General features: G+C 67.5%; 20 protein-coding genes and 1 tRNA gene. 10 read left to right on the top strand and 11 right to left on the bottom strand.

Annotated elements, in window-relative coordinates; translation table 11 throughout:
• The first annotated feature begins 7 nt into the window (after positions 1-7).
• Positions 8-820 (top strand): enoyl-ACP reductase, encoded by an 813-nt coding sequence (locus Q8K84_RS01780; RefSeq protein ID WP_305280003.1) that lies wholly within the window; start codon positions 8-10, stop codon positions 818-820.
• 72 nt (positions 821-892) lie between these two features.
• Positions 893-2,143, top strand: coding sequence for a UbiH/UbiF/VisC/COQ6 family ubiquinone biosynthesis hydroxylase (locus Q8K84_RS01775; protein WP_305280002.1), 1,251 nt, complete (start codon positions 893-895; stop codon positions 2,141-2,143).
• Here Q8K84_RS01775 and Q8K84_RS01770 read toward each other — a convergent pair.
• The 4 genes from Q8K84_RS01770 to Q8K84_RS01755 all read right to left on the bottom strand — a co-directional run bounded on the left by Q8K84_RS01770 (position 2,140) and on the right by Q8K84_RS01755 (position 4,550).
• The gene (locus Q8K84_RS01770) at positions 2,140-2,328 is read right to left on the bottom strand and encodes a Trm112 family protein (protein ID WP_370867814.1); all 189 of its coding nucleotides are present in this window, start codon (positions 2,326-2,328) and stop codon (positions 2,140-2,142) included. The genes Q8K84_RS01775 and Q8K84_RS01770 overlap by 4 nt on opposite strands.
• Positions 2,329-2,377: 49 nt before the next feature.
• Positions 2,378-3,037 (bottom strand): LON peptidase substrate-binding domain-containing protein, encoded by a 660-nt coding sequence (locus tag Q8K84_RS01765; protein WP_305280040.1) that lies wholly within the window; start codon positions 3,035-3,037, stop codon positions 2,378-2,380.
• A 19-nt stretch (positions 3,038-3,056) separates the two neighbouring features.
• Positions 3,057-3,956 carry a co-chaperone YbbN gene (locus Q8K84_RS01760; protein WP_305279999.1) on the bottom strand — a complete coding sequence of 300 codons (900 nt, stop codon included), beginning with the start codon at positions 3,954-3,956 and terminating at the stop codon, positions 3,057-3,059.
• Positions 3,957-4,028: 72 nt separating this feature from the next.
• Entirely contained in the window at positions 4,029-4,550 is a 522-nt protein-coding gene (locus tag Q8K84_RS01755; protein ID WP_305279997.1) for a prolyl-tRNA synthetase associated domain-containing protein, read from the bottom strand.
• A 111-nt stretch (positions 4,551-4,661) separates the two neighbouring features.
• Here Q8K84_RS01755 and Q8K84_RS01750 point away from each other — a divergent pair, with 111 nt between their 5' ends.
• From Q8K84_RS01750 to Q8K84_RS01740, 3 genes are all read left to right on the top strand, one after another.
• Positions 4,662-5,405, top strand: a complete 744-nt coding sequence (locus Q8K84_RS01750) for a DUF6065 family protein (RefSeq protein WP_305279995.1) — start codon at positions 4,662-4,664, stop codon at positions 5,403-5,405.
• Between the two features lie 82 nt (positions 5,406-5,487).
• A tRNA-Gly gene (locus Q8K84_RS01745) sits at positions 5,488-5,562 on the top strand.
• 194 nt (positions 5,563-5,756) lie between these two features.
• Positions 5,757-5,954, top strand: coding sequence for a hypothetical protein (locus Q8K84_RS01740; protein ID WP_305279994.1), 198 nt, complete (start codon positions 5,757-5,759; stop codon positions 5,952-5,954).
• Positions 5,955-6,096: 142 nt separating this feature from the next.
• Here the strand turns inward: Q8K84_RS01740 and Q8K84_RS01735 are convergent, their stop codons facing one another.
• Entirely contained in the window at positions 6,097-6,672 is a 576-nt protein-coding gene (locus tag Q8K84_RS01735) for a hypothetical protein (RefSeq protein WP_305279993.1), read from the bottom strand.
• A gap of 331 nt (positions 6,673-7,003) precedes the next feature.
• Here Q8K84_RS01735 and Q8K84_RS01730 point away from each other — a divergent pair, with 331 nt between their 5' ends.
• Positions 7,004-7,774, top strand: coding sequence for a sulfite exporter TauE/SafE family protein (locus tag Q8K84_RS01730; RefSeq protein WP_305279992.1), 771 nt, complete (start codon positions 7,004-7,006; stop codon positions 7,772-7,774).
• Positions 7,775-7,785: 11 nt separating this feature from the next.
• Here the strand turns inward: Q8K84_RS01730 and Q8K84_RS01725 are convergent, their stop codons facing one another.
• The gene (locus tag Q8K84_RS01725) at positions 7,786-8,190 is read right to left on the bottom strand and encodes an MAPEG family protein (protein WP_305279991.1); all 405 of its coding nucleotides are present in this window, start codon (positions 8,188-8,190) and stop codon (positions 7,786-7,788) included.
• A 208-nt stretch (positions 8,191-8,398) separates the two neighbouring features.
• Here Q8K84_RS01725 and Q8K84_RS01720 point away from each other — a divergent pair, with 208 nt between their 5' ends.
• Entirely contained in the window at positions 8,399-8,959 is a 561-nt protein-coding gene (locus tag Q8K84_RS01720; protein WP_305279990.1) for a hypothetical protein, read from the top strand.
• A gap of 12 nt (positions 8,960-8,971) precedes the next feature.
• Positions 8,972-10,147 carry a zinc-dependent alcohol dehydrogenase gene (locus Q8K84_RS01715; protein ID WP_305279989.1) on the top strand — a complete coding sequence of 392 codons (1,176 nt, stop codon included), beginning with the start codon at positions 8,972-8,974 and terminating at the stop codon, positions 10,145-10,147.
• Positions 10,148-10,166: 19 nt separating this feature from the next.
• Here the strand turns inward: Q8K84_RS01715 and Q8K84_RS01710 are convergent, their stop codons facing one another.
• The 3 genes from Q8K84_RS01710 to Q8K84_RS01700 form a co-directional block, all read right to left on the bottom strand.
• The gene (locus Q8K84_RS01710) at positions 10,167-11,399 is read right to left on the bottom strand and encodes an argininosuccinate synthase (protein WP_305279987.1); all 1,233 of its coding nucleotides are present in this window, start codon (positions 11,397-11,399) and stop codon (positions 10,167-10,169) included.
• 69 nt (positions 11,400-11,468) lie between these two features.
• Positions 11,469-11,834, bottom strand: a complete 366-nt coding sequence (locus tag Q8K84_RS01705; protein WP_305279986.1) for a hypothetical protein — start codon at positions 11,832-11,834, stop codon at positions 11,469-11,471.
• Positions 11,835-11,907: 73 nt separating this feature from the next.
• Positions 11,908-13,824, bottom strand: a complete 1,917-nt coding sequence (locus tag Q8K84_RS01700) for a potassium transporter Kup (RefSeq protein WP_305279985.1) — start codon at positions 13,822-13,824, stop codon at positions 11,908-11,910.
• Positions 13,825-14,048: 224 nt separating this feature from the next.
• Between Q8K84_RS01700 and Q8K84_RS01695 the strand changes: the two genes are divergently transcribed.
• Positions 14,049-14,843, top strand: coding sequence for an SDR family oxidoreductase (locus tag Q8K84_RS01695; RefSeq protein WP_305279984.1), 795 nt, complete (start codon positions 14,049-14,051; stop codon positions 14,841-14,843).
• Positions 14,844-14,851: 8 nt separating this feature from the next.
• Here the strand turns inward: Q8K84_RS01695 and Q8K84_RS01690 are convergent, their stop codons facing one another.
• The gene (locus Q8K84_RS01690) at positions 14,852-15,538 is read right to left on the bottom strand and encodes a MarC family protein (protein ID WP_305279983.1); all 687 of its coding nucleotides are present in this window, start codon (positions 15,536-15,538) and stop codon (positions 14,852-14,854) included.
• A gap of 83 nt (positions 15,539-15,621) precedes the next feature.
• Between Q8K84_RS01690 and pyrF the strand changes: the two genes are divergently transcribed.
• Positions 15,622-16,341: an orotidine-5'-phosphate decarboxylase gene (gene pyrF, locus Q8K84_RS01685; RefSeq protein ID WP_305279982.1), complete on the top strand. Its 720-nt coding sequence runs from the start codon at positions 15,622-15,624 to the stop codon at positions 16,339-16,341.
• On the opposite strand, the gene Q8K84_RS01680 is transcribed toward pyrF, so the two are convergent.
• The gene (locus tag Q8K84_RS01680; protein WP_305279981.1) at positions 16,338-17,087 is read right to left on the bottom strand and encodes a hypothetical protein; all 750 of its coding nucleotides are present in this window, start codon (positions 17,085-17,087) and stop codon (positions 16,338-16,340) included. The genes pyrF and Q8K84_RS01680 overlap by 4 nt on opposite strands.
• Positions 17,088-17,115: the final 28 nt, after the last annotated feature.

Here is a 17,115-nt window from a genome sequence, read left to right as displayed (position 1 = left end):
GGAAGCCATGGCTGACGACTACGACATGCCCAAGGGCGAGCTGATGAAGGGCAAGAAGGGGGTGGTGACCGGCGTCGCCAACCACCAGTCCATCGCCTTTGGCATCGCCTCGCAGCTGGCCGCCCAGGGCGCCGAGATGGCCTTCCTTCACCTGCCGGGCATGGAGCGCAGGGTCCAGCCCTTGGCCGACCAGCTCGGCGTCAAGACCATCGCCCCGGTGGACGTCACCGACGACGGCGCCATGGACGCGGCCTTCAAGGTGGTGGCGGATTCCCTCGGCGAGATCGACTTCTTCGTCCACTCCATCGCCTTCGCCAACAAGGACGAGCTCAAGGGCTCGTTCGTCGAGAACACCACCCGCGAGGGCTTCCTGCGGGCCATGGACATCTCGGTCTTTTCGTTCGTCGACTGCGCCCGGCGCGCTTCGGCCCTGATGCCGAATGGCGGCTCCATCGTCTGCATGACCTATCTGGGCGCAGAGCGGGCCATCCCCAACTACAACACCATGGGCGTGGCCAAGGCCGGTCTTGAGGCCGCCACCCGCTACGCCGCCCGCGACCTTGGCCCCAAGGGCATCCGCGTCAACGCCATCTCCGCCGGCGCCATGCGCACCCTGTCCCTGGCGGGCATCTCCGGCGGCCGGGGCATGCTGGCCCAGGGCCGGGCCATGTCAGCCATGAAGGCCGACACCTCCATGGAAGGCGTCGCCGGCGCGGCCCTTTGGCTGATGTCGGACCTGGGTCGCTCCACCACAGGCGAGGTGGTGCATGTGGACGCCGGCTTTCACATCATGGGCATCCCCGACGACGCCGAGGCCTGAGGCAACGGCTCACCGTTCGTTTCCGGTGTCGATGGACTGGACGAGCGGGCGCCCAGACCCCCATATCGCGGCATGGACATCACCGATCCCGACGTGATCATCGCCGGCGCCGGCATGGCGGGGGCGACCCTGGCCCTGGCCCTGGCGCAGGGGGGGCTGAAGCCCCTGCTCATCGACCCCGCTCCCTTCGAAACCCAGCTGGCCCCCACCTTCGACGGACGGGCCTCAGCGATCGCCTACGCCGCATTCCGGCAGTGGCGCGCCTTAGGTCTGGCGGACGCCCTGGCGCCCCATGCCCAGCGAATCGAGCAGATCCTGGTCACGGACGGCCGGGCCCCCGGAGCGGCGACGCCGGCCGCCCTGCCCTTCCATCTGCGCTTTGACTCCGCCGAGATCGCCGACCGATCCGACGGCGAGCCCCTCGGTTATCTGCTGGAGAACCGCCAGATCCGGGCGGTGCTTTCCCAGGCCGTGATCGACGCGGGCATCCCCGTCCTGGCCCCGGCCCGGGTGGCCAGCGCCGTATTTGAGAAGGGCGGCGCCGTCGTCACCCTTGAGGATGGACGCAGCCTCCGCGCGCCCCTGGCGGTAGGGGCGGAGGGCCGGGGTTCGATTCTGCGGAAAGCCGCGGGCATCGGCGCCCTGGGCTGGGACTATCGCCAGACCGGCGTGGTCGCCACCGTGCGCCTGGACCGCCCGCACGAAGGGGTGGCGCACGAATACTTCCTGCCAAGCGGGCCCTTCGCCATCCTGCCCCTGACCGACAACCGCGCCAGCCTGGTCTGGACGGAGAGCACCGCCCGGGGCGCGGCCCTGAAGTCGGCCCGTCCAGAGGTCTTTCACGCCCATCTGATGCGGCGGTTCGGGGCGTTCCTGGGCCAGGCGCGGCTGGATGGGCCCGTCTTCTCCTATCCTCTGTCCCTGCAACTGGCCGAGCGGTTCAGCGCCCCACGCCTGGCCCTGCTGGGGGACGCCGCCCACGGGGTGCATCCGATCGCGGGGCAGGGCCTGAATCTCGGCCTCAAGGGCGCCGCAGCGCTGGCCCAGGTGCTGGTGGACGCCGCACGACTGGGGGAGGATCTGGGGTCAGAGGTGGTGTTGGAGCGCTATGGCCGCTGGCGGCGGTTTGACACCGCCCTGCTTAGCGCCGGCATGGACGCCTTCGTGCACCTGTTCTCCAACGACAATCCCATCCTGCGCCTGGCCCGGGGCGCGGGCATGTCGACGGTGAACCGCATCCCGGTCGCACGGCGGATGTTCATGCAGCAGGCCGGCGGCGCCTTTGGCGACCTGCCCCGGCTCCTGCGCGGGGAAGCTCTTTAGGCTTCCAGTTCGCGGGCTTCTTCGGGCAGCATGATCGGCACCCCGTCGCGGACCGGATAGGCGAGCTTTGCGCCGCGGCTGACCAGTTCGGCCCGCTCCCGGTCATAAACCAGCGGCCCGTGGGTCACGGGGCAGACCAGGATTTCCAGCAGGCGCGGATCAATCTCGGCGGTGAGGGCGAGCATGGGCTCGGCAGGGGCGTCGTCAGTCATGGACTGTCCTTAAACCAGCCGGCTACTGCACGCTATGGGGGGCGCCGTCGTCGTCCTCCAGGGCGTCGATTTCCAGCAAGGCCGTGAGGCTGCGCACCCGCTCGGCCAGGGTAAGCGCCTCAAGCAGGGCCTGCTTTTCCGAGGGTTCGAAGGGCAGTCCCATCGCCAGGCTTGTCACCAGGGGGGCGATGGGCGCGCTCATGGCCGTCTCGTCGTCCACATCCAGCTCCCGGCGGTTCAGATACCGCTTCAGGGCCTGGGCGAAACGCTCCCGGTCCATGTCCGGCGCATCCTCATCCTCGGGCGACAGGTCGCCCTCGAAGCCGTCAAAGCTGACCCGGAGCTGACGATAGGGCGTGCGGCCCGACAGCTCCTCACCCGCCACGAACCTGCACACCCCGGTCAGGGTGATCAGATAGCGGCCGTCAGAGGTCTCGGCGAAACTGGTGATGCGCCCGAGACAGCCCACATGGACAAGATTGGGCCGTTCACGCTCGCCGCCCGCGCGGGTCTGGATCATGCCGATGACCCGGTCCCCCGCCATGGCGTCGTCAATCATGTTCAGGTAGCGCGGTTCAAAGATCTGCAGGGGCAGATCCCCACCCGGCAGCAGGACCGCCCCATCCAAGGGGAAAATCGGGATGATCTGCGGCAGATCGGCGGCGCGCCGGTAGCCCGGCATGGGCTTCACCTCTGGGCTCTTATGAAAACAGGATGGCCGACAGCCGCCGGCGGCCGCTGCGGGCGACTTCGGAGGCGGGGCCGGCGGCTTCAAAAATCGTCAGGAGCTGCCGGCGGGCCGCGTCATCGTTCCAGGTGCGGTCCGCCTCGATGATGTGCAGCAGGTGATCGGCGGCGGCCTCCATCCGGCCACGGCCGGCCAGGGCCTTGGCCAGCGACAGGCGGGCCTCATGGTCATCGGGGTTGGCCGCCAGCCGGCTCTCGAACGCCTGGGTGTCAGAGGGCGCCTCGGCGGCCAGGTTCAGGGCCGCGCGCACCCCATCCAGGTCGGGATCCTTGGCGCCCTCTGGCGCCATCTCCAGAATCTCCCGGGCCCGGTCAGGTTCGCCGCCCGCCAGGTAGCAGCGGGCAAGGCCCCCCAGGGCCTTCACATGGTCGGGCTCGGCCTGCAGCACCTGGGCGAAGCCCTGGGCCGCCAGGGCGATGTCGCCGGCCTCCAGGGCCGCCTTGGCCGTGGCCAGGATCTCGTCGACCCCGTCGGGGGGGGCCATGGCCGCCAGCTTGTCGACGAAGGCCTTCACCTGGCTGTCGGGCAGGGCGCCCATGAAACCGTCCACCGGGCGGCCGCCAAAGAAGGCGAAGACCGCTGGGATCGACTGCACCCGCAACTGACCCGCGAAGGCCGGATTCTGGTCGATATCGATCTTGACCATCCTGACCTTGCCCTTGGCGGCGGTGACCGCCTTCTCCAGGGCCGGGCCAAGCTGACGGCAGGGCCCGCACCAGGGCGCCCAGAAATCGACAATGACCGGCGTGTCCTGGCTGGCCTCCACCACATCGGCCATGAAGCTGGCGTCGGTGGCGTCCTTGATCAGGTCGCCGCCCGGGGCGGGCGGGGCGGTCTCTCCAATGAGGGTCATGGGCGAACTCGTCTGGCTGGACTGACTGGGGCAACGCGGTAGGGCCTAAGATGGTCCCATGACCCGCCCGCTTCAACGGATGGTTTGCGCTTCGATCACCTTGAGGGCCTCGAAGTCGACCACAATGGGGGCCACCCCGAGCGCGGCGAGGAAAGACCGGAAGCCCGCCTGATCCAATGCTGTGGTGGCGGTATTGGTCAGGGGATGAAAGTTCACCGTCTCAGCCTCGACCAGACGGCGATCCAGGACGAAGGTCACCCGCCGCGCCACATCATTGATCAGGCCAAGGGCGGTGACCGATCCCGGCGTGACGCCCAGGGTCTCGACCATCAGATCCTCCCGACCAAAGGACAATCGGGCCGCGCCGATCACCGGCGGCAGGCGCTTCAGGTCAATCGCTGTCCGGTCTGCCGCTGAAATCAGCCAGAGCCGGTCCTTGGCGTCCTTCAGGAACAGGTTCTTGGTGTGGGCGCCGGGCAGGGCAGCCTTGATCTCCTCGCCCTCGCCCACACGGAAGACCGCAGGATGGTCGACCGTGCGGTGGCCGATTCCATGGGCGTTCAGGAAGGCGAGAAGGTCATCGCGGGTCTTCATACCCCCTCATAGGGCCCTCAGGGCCATCGTGGAACTGGACGAGCCTACAGGCGGCTGGCTAGAGCAGGGGGTGGCCGGCCCGCGGCCGGTCGTCGAAAGGTTGGACGCCCCATGGAGCTTGAGTGCTACCCCACCGCCGATCGCCCGCCGGAGATCGTGCCTGGCCGCCCGCAGCGCGCCTGGATGGAGAGTTTCGCCGACCGGCACCCCTATCGGTGCCTGCCGCTGACCATGGCCAACACCACCGGCTGGGAGATCCTCTGCCCGATGGGGTTCACCGCCGAATGGAACGGCGGAAAGTTCCAGGAGGACATCACCCTCACCCCGGACAATCCCCACCCGGACTTCCACAATTTCGCCAAGTCGCATTTCAGCCACGGGGTGATCACCTTTCACCCCGGCTACCTGTTCCGCACGCCGCCGGGTTGGTCGATGATGGCCCAGGGTCCCCCCAATCACGTCAAGGACGGCGTCCAGCCCCTGGCCGGATTGGTGGAGACCGAGTGGCTCCCCTTCCCCTTCACGATGAACTGGATCTTCACCCGACCGGGCAAGGTCCACTTCCGCAAGGGCGAGCCGTTCTGCTTCATCACCCTGATTCAGGACAAACCCCTGGCGGAGTTCCAGCCGGTGATCCGCCCCCTGGCCCGCAACGCCGACCTCATGGGCCAGTACACCGCCTGGGAGAAGCATCGCACCGAGTTCAACGCCAAGATCTACCGGGGCGACCCCGAGGCCACCAAGGAGGCCTGGCAGCGTTTCTACTTCCGCGGGGAGTACCCGGACGCCGTGGCCGAGCCGCCCAAGGACCATGTGAACAAGCGCCGGCTAAAGGCCCCGAAATTCGGCGGTTAGCCGGCTTGCCAAGGCCCAACTCCTCTGCGATAAGCCCGCTCTCGATTTTCGGGGGCGGCCACTTGGGTCGGCATCGAAAAGCGCGGGCGTAGCTCAGTGGTAGAGCACAACCTTGCCAAGGTTGGGGTCGAGAGTTCGAATCTCTTCGCCCGCTCCATTTCCCCTTCCGGGGTCGTGCGGCGATACAAGAAGCGGTCCCTGGTGGGCCGCTTTTTTGTTTTTATCGGCCCCTCTTGGCGTCAGCCCTGAGGGCCGCCCGCGCGTCCCGCTTTTTGCAACCAACGTCCCGCCAGCAGCATTTGATCTGGGAGCCTCCCGTCGCATCGACGGGTCAGACCATACGGAGGTCCCATGACCGAGCAGCGCAAAGACGACGACGCCAACGCCCCCAGTTCGCGCCCGGCCGCCCCCCTTCCGGAGGGGCAGAAGCACGACCAGCTCGACCGCGACGGCCGCAAGGCCGAGAGCCGCCAGGAGGCCCTGGTGGACGAGGCGGTTGAGGAAACCTTCCCGGCCAGCGACCCGATCGCGCCCAAGCACATCACCTGAGCCACACGGCATAGGACTGACATGAAAAGGGGGCGGGCCTTGCGGTCCGCCCCCTTCTTATGGCCTTGCCCCGTCGCCTCTAGAGCGCGTTCCGCTCAGTGGAGACCGGTTATCGGAGCGAAACGCGCTCTTGCTCCAGGACTTAGGGCGCGGGACGCACGATCCTGGGACCCAGGTTCTGAAGAACCGCGCGGGCGTCGAAGGCGTTGGGATCCCCCGGCGCCTTGGCGCCGCGGTAGGTGACGATCTCGGCCGTAGCCTCGAACCGCTCGACCGTGCGGACATCCACCCGATCGGCCCAGAAGGGGTCGCCCCAATAGGGATCCCAGGTGCGCCAGCTATGGGCTGAATAGTAGCGCCAGTGGGGCCGCCAGTAGGAATACCGGGGGCCATACCAGGGATTATAGATCGGATCGGGCTGGACGTAGGTCCGGGCGTCGCGGTCCGTCGCTCGGGTCACGATGGAGAACCCGTCATAGCCCTGCTGAACGGTCAGCTCCGCCGCCCGATACAGCAGATAGCCTTCCACGGTCTCGCGACCGGTCAGGCTGTTGCCCGCGAAGCTGACCCGCCAGCGGTCGGGCTCCACACGCATCTCGGAATAGCCCCCCGACACCGCCTGGCCTGGAAGGTTGGGCTGATAGGGCGTGGCCGTGGCGCAGGCGCTGAGCCCGGCCAGAAGGGCGAGGGCGACAGCGGGACCCGATAGTCTTTTCATGTTCGTCTCGTTCCTTGAAGAACGTCCCCCGAACGCTCTGCGGCAGACTAGGCCAACACCGTGGCGCAATTTTGGTCGCCCGGCCACTCCCGCGCCCCGCACGGCTTGGCCGATCATCTCTAAGTCCAAGACTTCAGATGACATTATCGTGTGCGCGCCCCTTGGGCGGCCCAGGCCGGTTCCGGCCATTTCGGGAGCCAAATTGAGGCCTTAACCACTCACACCGCCCCTCTGGCTCAGGACGTGCACATTCAGGCGTTGTAGATTTCAATTAATTCCTATTGAGACACTAGGATAGTATTTCGCAGCGCTGCGAAGCCCGGGGGTTGGGATGGATTCGGACTTCATGCTTTTTGCGGCGGTGGGTTTCGCCGCGCAGCTGGTGGATGGCGCTCTGGGCATGGCCTACGGGGTTGTTTCGACCACCACCCTGCTGGCCATGGGTGTCTCGCCGGCGAACGCCTCAGCCAGCGTGCATGCCGCCAAGGTCTTCACCGGGGCGGCGTCGGCGGTGTCCCACGCCCTGCACAAGAACATCAACTGGCGCCTGTTGGCCCTCCTGGCGGCCGGTGGGGTGATCGGCGGCGTCGTCGGCACCTACCTCCTGACCTCGATCGATGGCGACACGATCAAGCCCTATGTGGTCGGCTGGCTCGGCCTCATGGGGCTGGTGATCCTCTACCGCGCCTGGAAGGGCGTGCGACCCAAGCCCTTCTCCTGGAAAAGCCCCATGCCCCTTGGGGTCCTGGGCGGCTTCTTCGACGCCGTCGGCGGCGGCGGCTGGGGGCCGGTGGTCACCTCCACCCTGCTCGGCTCGGGCGCTGACCCCCGCAAGGCGATCGGCACCACCAACGCGGCGGAGTTCTTCGTCGCCACCGCCGTTTCGGCGGCCTTCCTTTCAGCCCTACTGACAGGCCACTGGGAGACCGAGGGGCTACGCGACCACATGTGGTCCGTCCTTGGGCTGATCGCCGGCGGTGTGGTCGCTGCGCCGTTCGCAGGCTGGATGACCAAGGTGCTGCCCATCCGGGCCCTGACCTGGTTTGTCGGCGTCCTGGTCACCTCGCTCGCGGTCTGGCAGGCGGTGGTGTTGTTCCTCTAGACTACGGAGCCTCAGGCCCCGATCACGACCAATGTCCAGATGATCCTGCCCGCCGCGCCGAACAGCAGGACAGCGGCGGCCAGGGCCTGAATCACGAAGCCGAGCTCGCGCTTTCCAGGATCGGCCACATAGCCGAGAGCGTAGAGGATGCGCCCGATGATCCAGATCACCCCCAGCCCCGCGGCGACCAGATCGTTCCAATAGAGGGCGAACAGCCATAGGGCCGGCAGGAAGATGGGCAGCCATTCCAGGGTGTTGGCCTGGACCCTCACGTGCCGCTCCAGCACCGGATCCCCGGTCATGGCCGGCGCGGCGATCCCGCTTGTCCGGCGCGCGCCGGCGACACGGATGCCCATCCAGAAATAGACCAGTATGGCGGCGATGGTGACCAGCGCGACCCAGCTGTGCGGACCCATGGCGAACTCCCCCTGTGTTGATGACGGCGCAGCTTCGCGCCTTGGCGCCACAGTGGCACGGGCCAAGCGCCACCGGAACCGGCGCTGGGCGAGAACCGGCGTCCGGGCCCAACAGCCGCCGCCTTCTGCCGAGATTCCGCCGGTTTTCCGGGAACGATCACGGGCCTGAGGTGAGTTTATCGGGGGTCACCGATACAGGAGCCGGCCCGTGTCCTCAGTCCACACGCCCCACACCGACAGCCCCTGGCGCCGCCGCGCCGGCAAGGCCGTAGGCGCCCTCAAGGACGCCCGAAGCTGGGCGGCGGGCGAGCCCTGGGACGCCTCCCCCAGCACCACCCTGCCCTTGCCCGGGGGCGGCCGCATGCGCCTGGCCACCGACCGCGTTCGGGCCAAGCCCGCCCTGTCGCCGCAGATTTCCTTCATGCTGGGTCAGAACGCCATCGGCCTGGGGGTCTGGGGCCTGTTTTTCCCCCGTGGGGTCCAGCGGTTCCTCGGCCTGAACACCTCGCCCCAGACCACTCAGATACTGTTCGGCGCCCGGGAGATGGCCACCGGCATGAGTCTGTTCTCCGACCCGACCCGGGCTGGCGTGCTGTGGGCGCGGGTGGCGGGCGACGTGTTCGATATCGCCGTGCTCAGCGCCCTGAACCGCCGCAGCAATCCCAAGCGGGGCAACGCCCGACTGGCCCTGGGTGTGGTGCTGGCCGTCACCGCCCTGGACGTGATCACCGCCGCCCGCATGACCAACGTCAAGCGCAACTGCGCCTAGGAGGACCGCCCCATGAAAGCCATCTGCTGGCAAGGCAAGAAGGACCTCCGCTGCGAGGAGGTGCCGGACCCGATCATCGAAGACCCCAAGGACGCCATCATCCGGGTGACCTCCACCTGCATCTGCGGGTCGGACCTGCACCTCATGAACGGCCTGGTGCCCACCATGTGCGTCGGGGACGTCATGGGCCATGAGGCCATGGGCGAAGTTGTGGAGGCGGGCCCCGAAGCCCGCGCCCAGGGCCTGAAGGTGGGCGACCGGGTTGTCGTCCCCTTCCAGATGACCTGCGGCGTCTGCGACCAGTGCCAGGCGGGCAACTTCTCCGTCTGCCAGACGACCAACCGGAATTCGGACCTGGCCAAGGCCTTCTTCGGCGACACCACCGCTGGGCTGTTTGGCTATTCTCACATTACCGGCGGCTATGCCGGGGGGCAGGCGGAGTATCTGCGCGTCCCTTATGCCGCCACCACCCTGATCAAGATTCCGCAGACCGGCGCCGACGAGAAGTACCTCTTCCTCAGCGACATCCTGCCGACCGGGTGGCAGGCCGCGGCCTTCGCCGACATCCAGCCGACCGACACGGTGGCGGTCTGGGGTTGTGGGCCGGTGGGACTGTTCGCCATTCAATCGGCGATCCTGCAGGGCGCGAAGCGGGTCATCGCCATCGACGACGTGCCCGAGCGCCTGGCCCTGGCCTCAGGCCTGGGCGCCGAGGTTCTCGACCGCAGCGCGCACAAGGTGCTGCCGACCCTCAAGGACATGACCGACGGGCATGGGCCGGAAAAGTGCATCGACGCCGTGGGTCTGGAGGCCCATGGCCCGACGCCGCTGCTCGGCATGATCGACCGGGTGCAGACCGCCCTGAAGCTGGAGACCGAACGGCCGGTGGCTCTACGTGAGGCGATCATGGCTTGCAAGGCGGCCGGTACGGTGTCGATCCCTGGCGTCTATGGCGGGCTGGCCAACATGATTCCTCTGGGCGCCATGATGAACAAGGGCCTGACCCTCCGCACAGGCCAGACCCATGTCCGGCGCTGGAGCGACGACCTGCTACGACGGCTCGATGACGGCGAGATCGACCCCACCTTCCTGATCACCCATACCGAGCCCCTCGGCCGGGGCCCGGAGATGTACAAGACCTTCCGGGACAAGCAGGACGGCTGCGTGAAGGTGGTGCTCAAGCCCTGAGAGCACCGACAGGCGCGACCTACCGCCCGCGGCGATCGCGTTTGGCGGTCCCACGCAGGCGCAGGGCGTTGAGCTTGATGAAGCCCGCCGCGTCGCGCTGGTCGTAGGCCACCTTGCCCTCTTCGAAGGTGACCAGCTCCTGGTCATAGAGCGAGTAGGGGCTGGAGCGGCCGATGACGGTGACATTGCCCTTGTAGAGCTTCACCCGCACCTGACCGGCCACGTGGGCCTGGGAATGGTCGATGGCGGCCTGCAGCATCTCGCGCTCCGGGCTGAACCAGAAGCCGTTGTAGATCAGCTCCGCATAGCGGGGCATGAGCTCGTCCTTCAGGTGAGCCGCGCCGCGGTCCAGGGTGATGGACTCGATGCCCCGGTGGGCGGCCAGCAGGATTGTGCCGCCGGGTGTCTCATAGACACCCCGGGATTTCATACCGACGAAGCGGTTCTCCACCAGGTCCAGGCGGCCGATCCCGTTGTCGTGGCCAAGCTGGTTGAGGCGGGTGAGCAGGGCGGCCGGCGACAGGGCCTCGCCGTCGATGGCGATGGGATCGCCCTTCTCGAAGTCGATGGTGATGACCGTCGGCTTGTCCGGCGCATCCTCGGGCGAGAGGGTGCGCATGTGGACGAATTCCGGGGCTTCCACCGCCGGGTCCTCCAGAACCTTGCCCTCGGAGGAGGAGTGCAGAAGGTTGGCGTCGACGCTGAAGGGCGCCTCGCCGCGCTTGTCCTTGGTGATCTGGATCTGGTGCTTCTCGGCGAAGTCCAGCAGGGCCTCGCGGCTCTTAAAGTCCCACTCCCGCCAGGGCGCGATCACATGGATGTCGGGCTCCAGCGCATAGTAGCCGAGCTCGAAGCGGACCTGATCATTGCCCTTGCCGGTGGCGCCATGGCTGACGGCGTCGGCGCCGGTGGCGCGCGCAATCTCGATCTGCCGCTTGGCGATCAGGGGGCGCGCGATGGAGGTCCCCAGCAGATACTGGCCCTCATAGACCGTGTTGGCGCGGAACATCGGGAAGACGAAGTCGCGGACAAATTCCTCCCGGACATCCTCGATGAAGATGTTTTCCGGCTTCACCCCTGCGGCCAGGGCCTTGGCCCGCGCCGGCTCGATCTCTTCGCCCTGGCCAAGGTCGGCGGTGAAGGTGACCACCTCGGCCCCGTATTCGGTCTGCAGCCACTTCAGGATGATCGAGGTGTCCAGGCCGCCGGAATAGGCGAGGACGACTTTCTTAATCGGCTTGTCGGCGGCCATGACGAGGTCTTTCGAGGATCGGAGGATGGAGGAAACAGGCGCGGCTTTAAGGGCGAACGGTCGCCCCGTTCAAGACCTAAGCGCGCCTTCCTGGTCCAGCTGGTCCAGGGCGGCCTTGAGCCAGCGCAGATGATAGAGCGCAAAGAGGCCCGCCAGGGTGGCGCGAATACCGAACAGCACCAAGGCGTCTGGGGTGCCTGGGGGGATCTCCCGGTTCTGCCAGAGCAGGACCAGGCTGAGCAGGAAGGCCAGGCCGGGGATCAGCAGTAGGGCGATATGGCGCGGAATGCGCATCATGGCCCGCCCGTCCCGGGCGAACTGCAGCGGCATCTTGGTTTCGGCCGGCACGCGCCCCCACGCCTTGTGCGAGGCGCTGGCCATGATCGACAGGGAGACGATCCACAGGGCGTCGCCCACAATGCCCAGCCAGTTCATCGGTCTCTCCCTGCGGTTCTGATCGCCGACCCATGGCCCAGTATGGCCCGCAGAGTCCAGGCCAGCCCTGTTCCTAGACCGTGACCTGCGTGCCCAGCTCCACCACCCGGCCGGGCGGGATCTTGAAGAAGTCGGTGGGATTGGCCGCGTTGCGCATCAGGAAGATGAACAGCCGATCCTGCCAGAGCGGCATGCCCGACTGAGCCGAGGGCACCACCGAACGGCGGCCCAGGAAGAAGCTGGTGGCCATGATGTCGAACTTCAGCCCGAGCTTGCGGCAGAGGCCGAGCGCCTTGGGGAGGTTGGGGCTCTCCATGAAGCCATAGGCGACGACGACCTTCTTGAAGTCCTCATTGACCGGCTCGATCTTGATCCGGTCCTCGTCCTTGACCCGGGGAGTCTCGGCGGTCCGGACGGTCAGGATGACGTTCTTCTGGTGCAGCACCTTGTTGTGCTTGAGATTGTGCATCAGGGCCACTGGGGCGACGTCAGGATCCGAGGTCAGGAAAATGGCGGTCCCCGGCGCCCGGTGCGGCGCCCGGGCCTTCAGGATCTCGCTCAACTCGGTGAGCTGGATGCTGTCACGGCGGGTCTTGTCGGTGAGGATCTGGGCGCCGCGCATCCAGGTCCACATGATGATGACCAAGCCCCCGCTGAGGGCCAGGGGGAACCAGCCGCCCTGGAAGACCTTCAGCAGGTTGGACGACAGGAAGACCAGATCAATGGCCGCAAAGCTGCCGGCCACCAGGGCGGCCTGCCACCAGGGCCGCTTCCACATCGCGCCGATGATCACGAACAGCAGCAGGGTGTTGACGAACATGGTGCCAGAGACCGCGATCCCGTAGGCGGAGGCCAGGTTGGACGAATTCTGGAACAGGGCGAGCGTCAGCAGCACCCCCGCCAGCAGCAGCATGTTGACCTGCGGCACATAGATCTGGCCGGCCTGGGTTTCGGAGGTGCGGCGGATGTCGATCCGCGGCAGCAGGCCGAGCTGCACCGCCTGCTGGGTGACCGAAAAAGCGCCGGTGATCACCGCCTGGCTCGCCACCACGGTGGCCGCCGTAGCCAGCATGAGGACCGGCCAGAAGATGGCTTCCGGGATCATCTCATAGAAGGGGCTGATGCGGGCCTCGGGATTGGTCAGCACCAGGGCGCCTTGCCCCAGGTAGTTCAGCAGCAGGGCGGGGAGCACCAGGACGATCCAGGCCGCGCGGATCGGGCCCTTGCCGAAGTGACCCATGTCCGCATAGAGCGCCTCGGCGCCGGTGACCGCCAGGAAGACGCTGCCCAGGATGACAAATCCCAGGAAGCCGTTGTCCAGAATGAACAGCAGACCGTAGTGAGGCGACAGCCCCATCAGAATCCGCGGGTCGTCAAAGATATGATAGATTCCGAGGCCGCCCAGGGTCAGGAACCATACGGCGGTGATCGGGCCGAAGTAGCGGCCGATCTTCGCGGTCCCCCTGGACTGGGCCATGAACAGGGCGATCAGGATCCCCGCTGAAATCGGCAGCACGAAGGGGGAGAGGGCCGATCCGACCCCAGGCGCGACCTTCAGCCCTTCCACAGCCGAAAGCACCGACAGGGCCGGGGTGATCACGCCGTCCGAATAGAACAGCGCGGCCCCGATCATGCCCAGCAACAGGATCGCCCCAGACCGCCGCCCGAGCGACCGGCGCGCGAGCGCCATCAGGGCCAGGGCGCCGCCTTCTCCCTTGTTGTCGGCGTTCAGCAGGAAGATCACATACTTGACAGAGACGATCAGGATGAGCGCCCAGGCCATCAGGGAGACGACGCCAAACACCGCCAGCTCGTCGGTCCCACCGCTGCGGGAGTGGGCCAGGGCCTCGCGCATGGCGTAGAGGGGGCTCGTTCCGATGTCGCCGAAGACGACGCCGACGGAGCCCAGGGCGAGCGCCCAGAAGCCTTCCGCCTTGGGGTGGGACGCACCTGAATGCGCCTCGGCAGCCGAGGGGGTCGGCTCACTCATCAAGACTCTCCGGAGACCGCGGGGGCGGTATCTCGTAATCCCAGACAGGACGTCTGCGCCCCAACGATGCGGCCGGCGCGATACACCCTTTCCGCATGGGGTTCAATCGTAGGGGCGTTCGACGGACTGTCGCACGACGGCTTGCCCCGCGCGGCGTCCTTGGTCACCCTCTGCATTCGACGGCGCCGATCGTGGCCAGGCCGCAGATACTTGCAGGAGCGCCGATGGCTCGCCGACTGGCCCTGGTGACCGGCGCCTCGGCCGGCATCGGCGCCACCTTCGCCCGAAGCCTGGCCGCCCAGGGCCATGACCTGGCGCTCACCGCCCGCCGGCTGGATCGCCTGGACGCCCTGGCCGCCGAGCTGAGGGAGCGTCATGGGATCGAGGTGCTGACCCTGGCCGCCGATCTGGCCGATCCGGCTGCGCCCCGGGCGCTCCAGGCCGCCCTGACAGCTGAGGGGCGGACGGTCGACCTGCTGATCAACAATGCCGGCTATGGCCTTCCTGGCGCCTTTGGCGACAACAGCTGGGACGATCAGGCCGCAAGCCTCCAGGTCATGCTGACCGCGCCGTGCGAACTGGCCCACCTGTTTCTCCCCGGCATGACGGCGCGGGGGTTTGGCCGCATCGTCAATGTCTCGTCCGTGGCCGGCCTTGTGGCGGGTGGGGCGGGGCTTTATGGGGCGCAGAAGAGCTTCCTGGTCCGTTTTTCCCAGAGCCTTCATCTGGAATGCGCCGGGTCTGGGGTTCACGTCAGCGCCTTGTGCCCGGGACTGACCTGGTCGGAGTTTCACGACGTCAATGGCATGCGCGATGCGTTGGACAGCGCCACCCCGGCCTGGCTGTGGATGGACGCCGAGACCGTCGTCGCCGCCGGCCTCGCCGCGGTGGAGGCCAACCGGCCGGTCTGCGTGCCCGGCGCGGTGAACAAGACCCTGGTCCTTCTGGCCCAGCATCTGCCTGACACCTGGATCATGGCGCTGACAGCGTCCCAAGGCTGGCGTTTCCGCAAGCCCTGAGCCTTGCATCACTCAGACACATAGGGTTTGGCGGCCTCGTTGAGGATCACCCCGCTGGTGGCGTCGGCAATGCCCACCAGGACGAACTGCACCGCCATGGCGCAGAGGATGAGGCCCAGCACGCGCACGACGATGGTCATGCCGATCCGCCCGAGAATCTTGCTGATCACGGGCGCGGCCCAGAAACAGAGCATGGTCACAAGGGCGATGGCCCCGATCACCCCCACACCGATGGCCGCCCCGGTCAGGCCAAAGGCCTTGGCCTCGCTGGCGTAGATGACCACCGAGGAAATGGCGCCGGGTCCGATCAGCAGGGGCATGGCGAAGGGCACGATCAGCCGCTCGAACTTGCGCCCGGCCCGCCCCTTCGGGTTTTCGTCGCCCTCGGCCATGGCCGAGAAGGTGGCGGTGAAGTCATCCCGAGCCATCTCCAGGCCCAGCAGAAACAGGATGATGCCGCCGGCGATCCGGAAGGCCGGCAGGGAGATGCCGAAGAAGGCCAGCAGCGCCAGGCCCGAAAAGTAGAAGAAGGTCAGGAAGCCAAGGATGAAGAGGGCGATATAGACGGCCACCAGCCGCGCATCGCGGCCCTTGCTGCCCTGGGTCGCCGCGCCGAACAGGGGGACGTTCCCGATCGGATCGATCAGGGCGAACAACGCCACGAAGAAGTTGACCGCGAACTCAGCCTGGCTCATGCCTCGCTCCTAGCTCAAAATTGAAGCGGCGCCGATCTCCCTTATGGGGCGGGAACGGCGCAAATCCGCCTGGAGCCTGCGCCATGACCGCCGCCGCCCGCCTGGAGACCGCCGCGACCTGTGACCGGCGCCTCATCGTTCCCCTGGACCTGCCCGATATCGATCAGGCCAAGGCCATGGTCGAGGCGATCGGCGAGTCGGTCAGCTTCTACAAGATCGGCCTGGAGCTGTTCGCCTCCGATGGCATGAGCCTGGCGCGGGACCTGAAGGCCCAGGGCAAACAGATCTTTCTCGACTGGAAGCTGCATGACATCGGCACGACCGTGCAGCGATCGGCCGCTGTGCTGGCGGAGTCCGGTTGCGACTTCCTGACCGTGCACGGCGAGCCCCAGGTCATGGCCGCCGCCGTCCGGGGCAAGGGGCGTTCGGACCTGAAGGTGCTGGCGGTCACCGTGCTGACCAGCCTGTCGGACGACGATCTGGTGGAGATGGGCTTTTCCGAGCGCGCCCGCACCCTGGTGGAGCGGCGCATCCATCAGGCGGTCGCCGCCGGCTGCGACGGCGTGATCGCCAGTCCGCATGAGGCGCAACTGGCCCGGTCCATCGGCGGCCCCGACTTTCTGGTGGTGACCCCAGGGGTGCGCCCCGACTGGGCGGCGAAGAACGATCAGGCCCGGGCGGCGACCCCGGCCCAGGCCTTGGAGGCCGGCGCCTCGCACCTGGTCTGCGGCCGTCCGATCACCGGAGCCAATGATCCCCGGGCCGCAGCCCTGCGGATTGTGGCCGAGATGGCCGGGATCTAGCGGCCCTTGCCGCCGTGGCCGTGGCCGCCGCCATGACCTTTGCCGCCATGGCCACCGCCGTGGCCGCCCCCATGGCGGCCCCCGTGGCCACCCATGTAGCCGCCGTGGATGGAGACCCTGGCTGAGGCCGAGGCCGAGGCCGAAGCCGATGCGGAGGCATAGGCGCTGGACGACCCGCCACCGCCGCCGCCAACCACATAGAAGCCGCCGCCGCCATAGCCGCCTGAGGGAATGGGCCCCACCCCGCCGGAGCCGGCGAAGAAGCTGTTGGACAGGACCATGCCTTCAGCCGCCCCGCAGGCGCTGGCGCAGGGGACGCAGCAGGGGCTGGGCGGCGGGGGACCATAGCCTGGAGGGCCGTATACGGGAGGACCGTATGCTGGGGGGCCGTAGGCTGGGGGCCCATGCATCGGGGGGCCGTGCATCGGGGGGCCGTAGGCCGGTGGCTGATAGCCGGGATGCTGCGACGGAGGGTGGCCGTAGTCCTGCCGGTACGGCCCGTATTCCTGGGCGTAGCCGCGGGTCCCATAGCCGTCGCTGACATAGGCCTGCTCATAGCCATAGGTCTCGGTGTAGCCGGAACTGTGCTGGTAGCCCTGTCCGCCATGGCCGCTGGAATATCCGCCCGCCGAGGCCGGGCAGGGATTATGGGCGGGGCAGGCTGCGGCGAGGCCCGCGCCCGCGACGGAAAGGGTGAGGCCCGCGGCCAGTCGGGCGAGCCAGCGGTGAGAAATAGGCCAGGACATCAGACGCTCCTGTTTACAAAACTTAACA

This window comes from Phenylobacterium sp. (assembly GCF_030679875.1).
In the GTDB taxonomy this organism is placed as follows: domain Bacteria; phylum Pseudomonadota; class Alphaproteobacteria; order Caulobacterales; family Caulobacteraceae; genus Phenylobacterium.
Note: the sequence above shows the minus strand (reverse complement) of the source record. Positions and strands in the feature narration are given on the sequence as shown.

Bases quoted from the DNA above. Each gene is read 5' to 3' on its own strand.
- Q8K84_RS01780 (WP_305280003.1), top strand. From the start codon at position 8: ATGGCTGACGACTACGACATGCCCAAGGGCGAGCTGATGAAGGGCAAG.
- Q8K84_RS01775 (WP_305280002.1), top strand. From the start codon at position 893: ATGGACATCACCGATCCCGACGTGATCATCGCCGGCGCCGGCATGGCG.
- Q8K84_RS01770 (WP_370867814.1), bottom strand. From the start codon at position 2,328: ATGCTCGCCCTCACCGCCGAGATTGATCCGCGCCTGCTGGAAATCCTG.
- Q8K84_RS01765 (WP_305280040.1), bottom strand. From the start codon at position 3,037: ATGCCGGGCTACCGGCGCGCCGCCGATCTGCCGCAGATCATCCCGATT.
- Q8K84_RS01760 (WP_305279999.1), bottom strand. From the start codon at position 3,956: ATGACCCTCATTGGAGAGACCGCCCCGCCCGCCCCGGGCGGCGACCTG.
- Q8K84_RS01755 (WP_305279997.1), bottom strand. From the start codon at position 4,550: ATGAAGACCCGCGATGACCTTCTCGCCTTCCTGAACGCCCATGGAATC.
- Q8K84_RS01750 (WP_305279995.1), top strand. From the start codon at position 4,662: ATGGAGCTTGAGTGCTACCCCACCGCCGATCGCCCGCCGGAGATCGTG.
- Q8K84_RS01740 (WP_305279994.1), top strand. From the start codon at position 5,757: ATGACCGAGCAGCGCAAAGACGACGACGCCAACGCCCCCAGTTCGCGC.
- Q8K84_RS01735 (WP_305279993.1), bottom strand. From the start codon at position 6,672: ATGAAAAGACTATCGGGTCCCGCTGTCGCCCTCGCCCTTCTGGCCGGG.
- Q8K84_RS01730 (WP_305279992.1), top strand. From the start codon at position 7,004: ATGGATTCGGACTTCATGCTTTTTGCGGCGGTGGGTTTCGCCGCGCAG.
- Q8K84_RS01725 (WP_305279991.1), bottom strand. From the start codon at position 8,190: ATGGGTCCGCACAGCTGGGTCGCGCTGGTCACCATCGCCGCCATACTG.
- Q8K84_RS01715 (WP_305279989.1), top strand. From the start codon at position 8,972: ATGAAAGCCATCTGCTGGCAAGGCAAGAAGGACCTCCGCTGCGAGGAG.
- Q8K84_RS01710 (WP_305279987.1), bottom strand. From the start codon at position 11,399: ATGGCCGCCGACAAGCCGATTAAGAAAGTCGTCCTCGCCTATTCCGGC.
- Q8K84_RS01705 (WP_305279986.1), bottom strand. From the start codon at position 11,834: ATGAACTGGCTGGGCATTGTGGGCGACGCCCTGTGGATCGTCTCCCTG.
- Q8K84_RS01700 (WP_305279985.1), bottom strand. From the start codon at position 13,824: ATGAGTGAGCCGACCCCCTCGGCTGCCGAGGCGCATTCAGGTGCGTCC.
- Q8K84_RS01695 (WP_305279984.1), top strand. From the start codon at position 14,049: ATGGCTCGCCGACTGGCCCTGGTGACCGGCGCCTCGGCCGGCATCGGC.
- Q8K84_RS01690 (WP_305279983.1), bottom strand. From the start codon at position 15,538: ATGAGCCAGGCTGAGTTCGCGGTCAACTTCTTCGTGGCGTTGTTCGCC.
- pyrF (WP_305279982.1), top strand. From the start codon at position 15,622: ATGACCGCCGCCGCCCGCCTGGAGACCGCCGCGACCTGTGACCGGCGC.
- Q8K84_RS01680 (WP_305279981.1), bottom strand. From the start codon at position 17,087: ATGTCCTGGCCTATTTCTCACCGCTGGCTCGCCCGACTGGCCGCGGGC.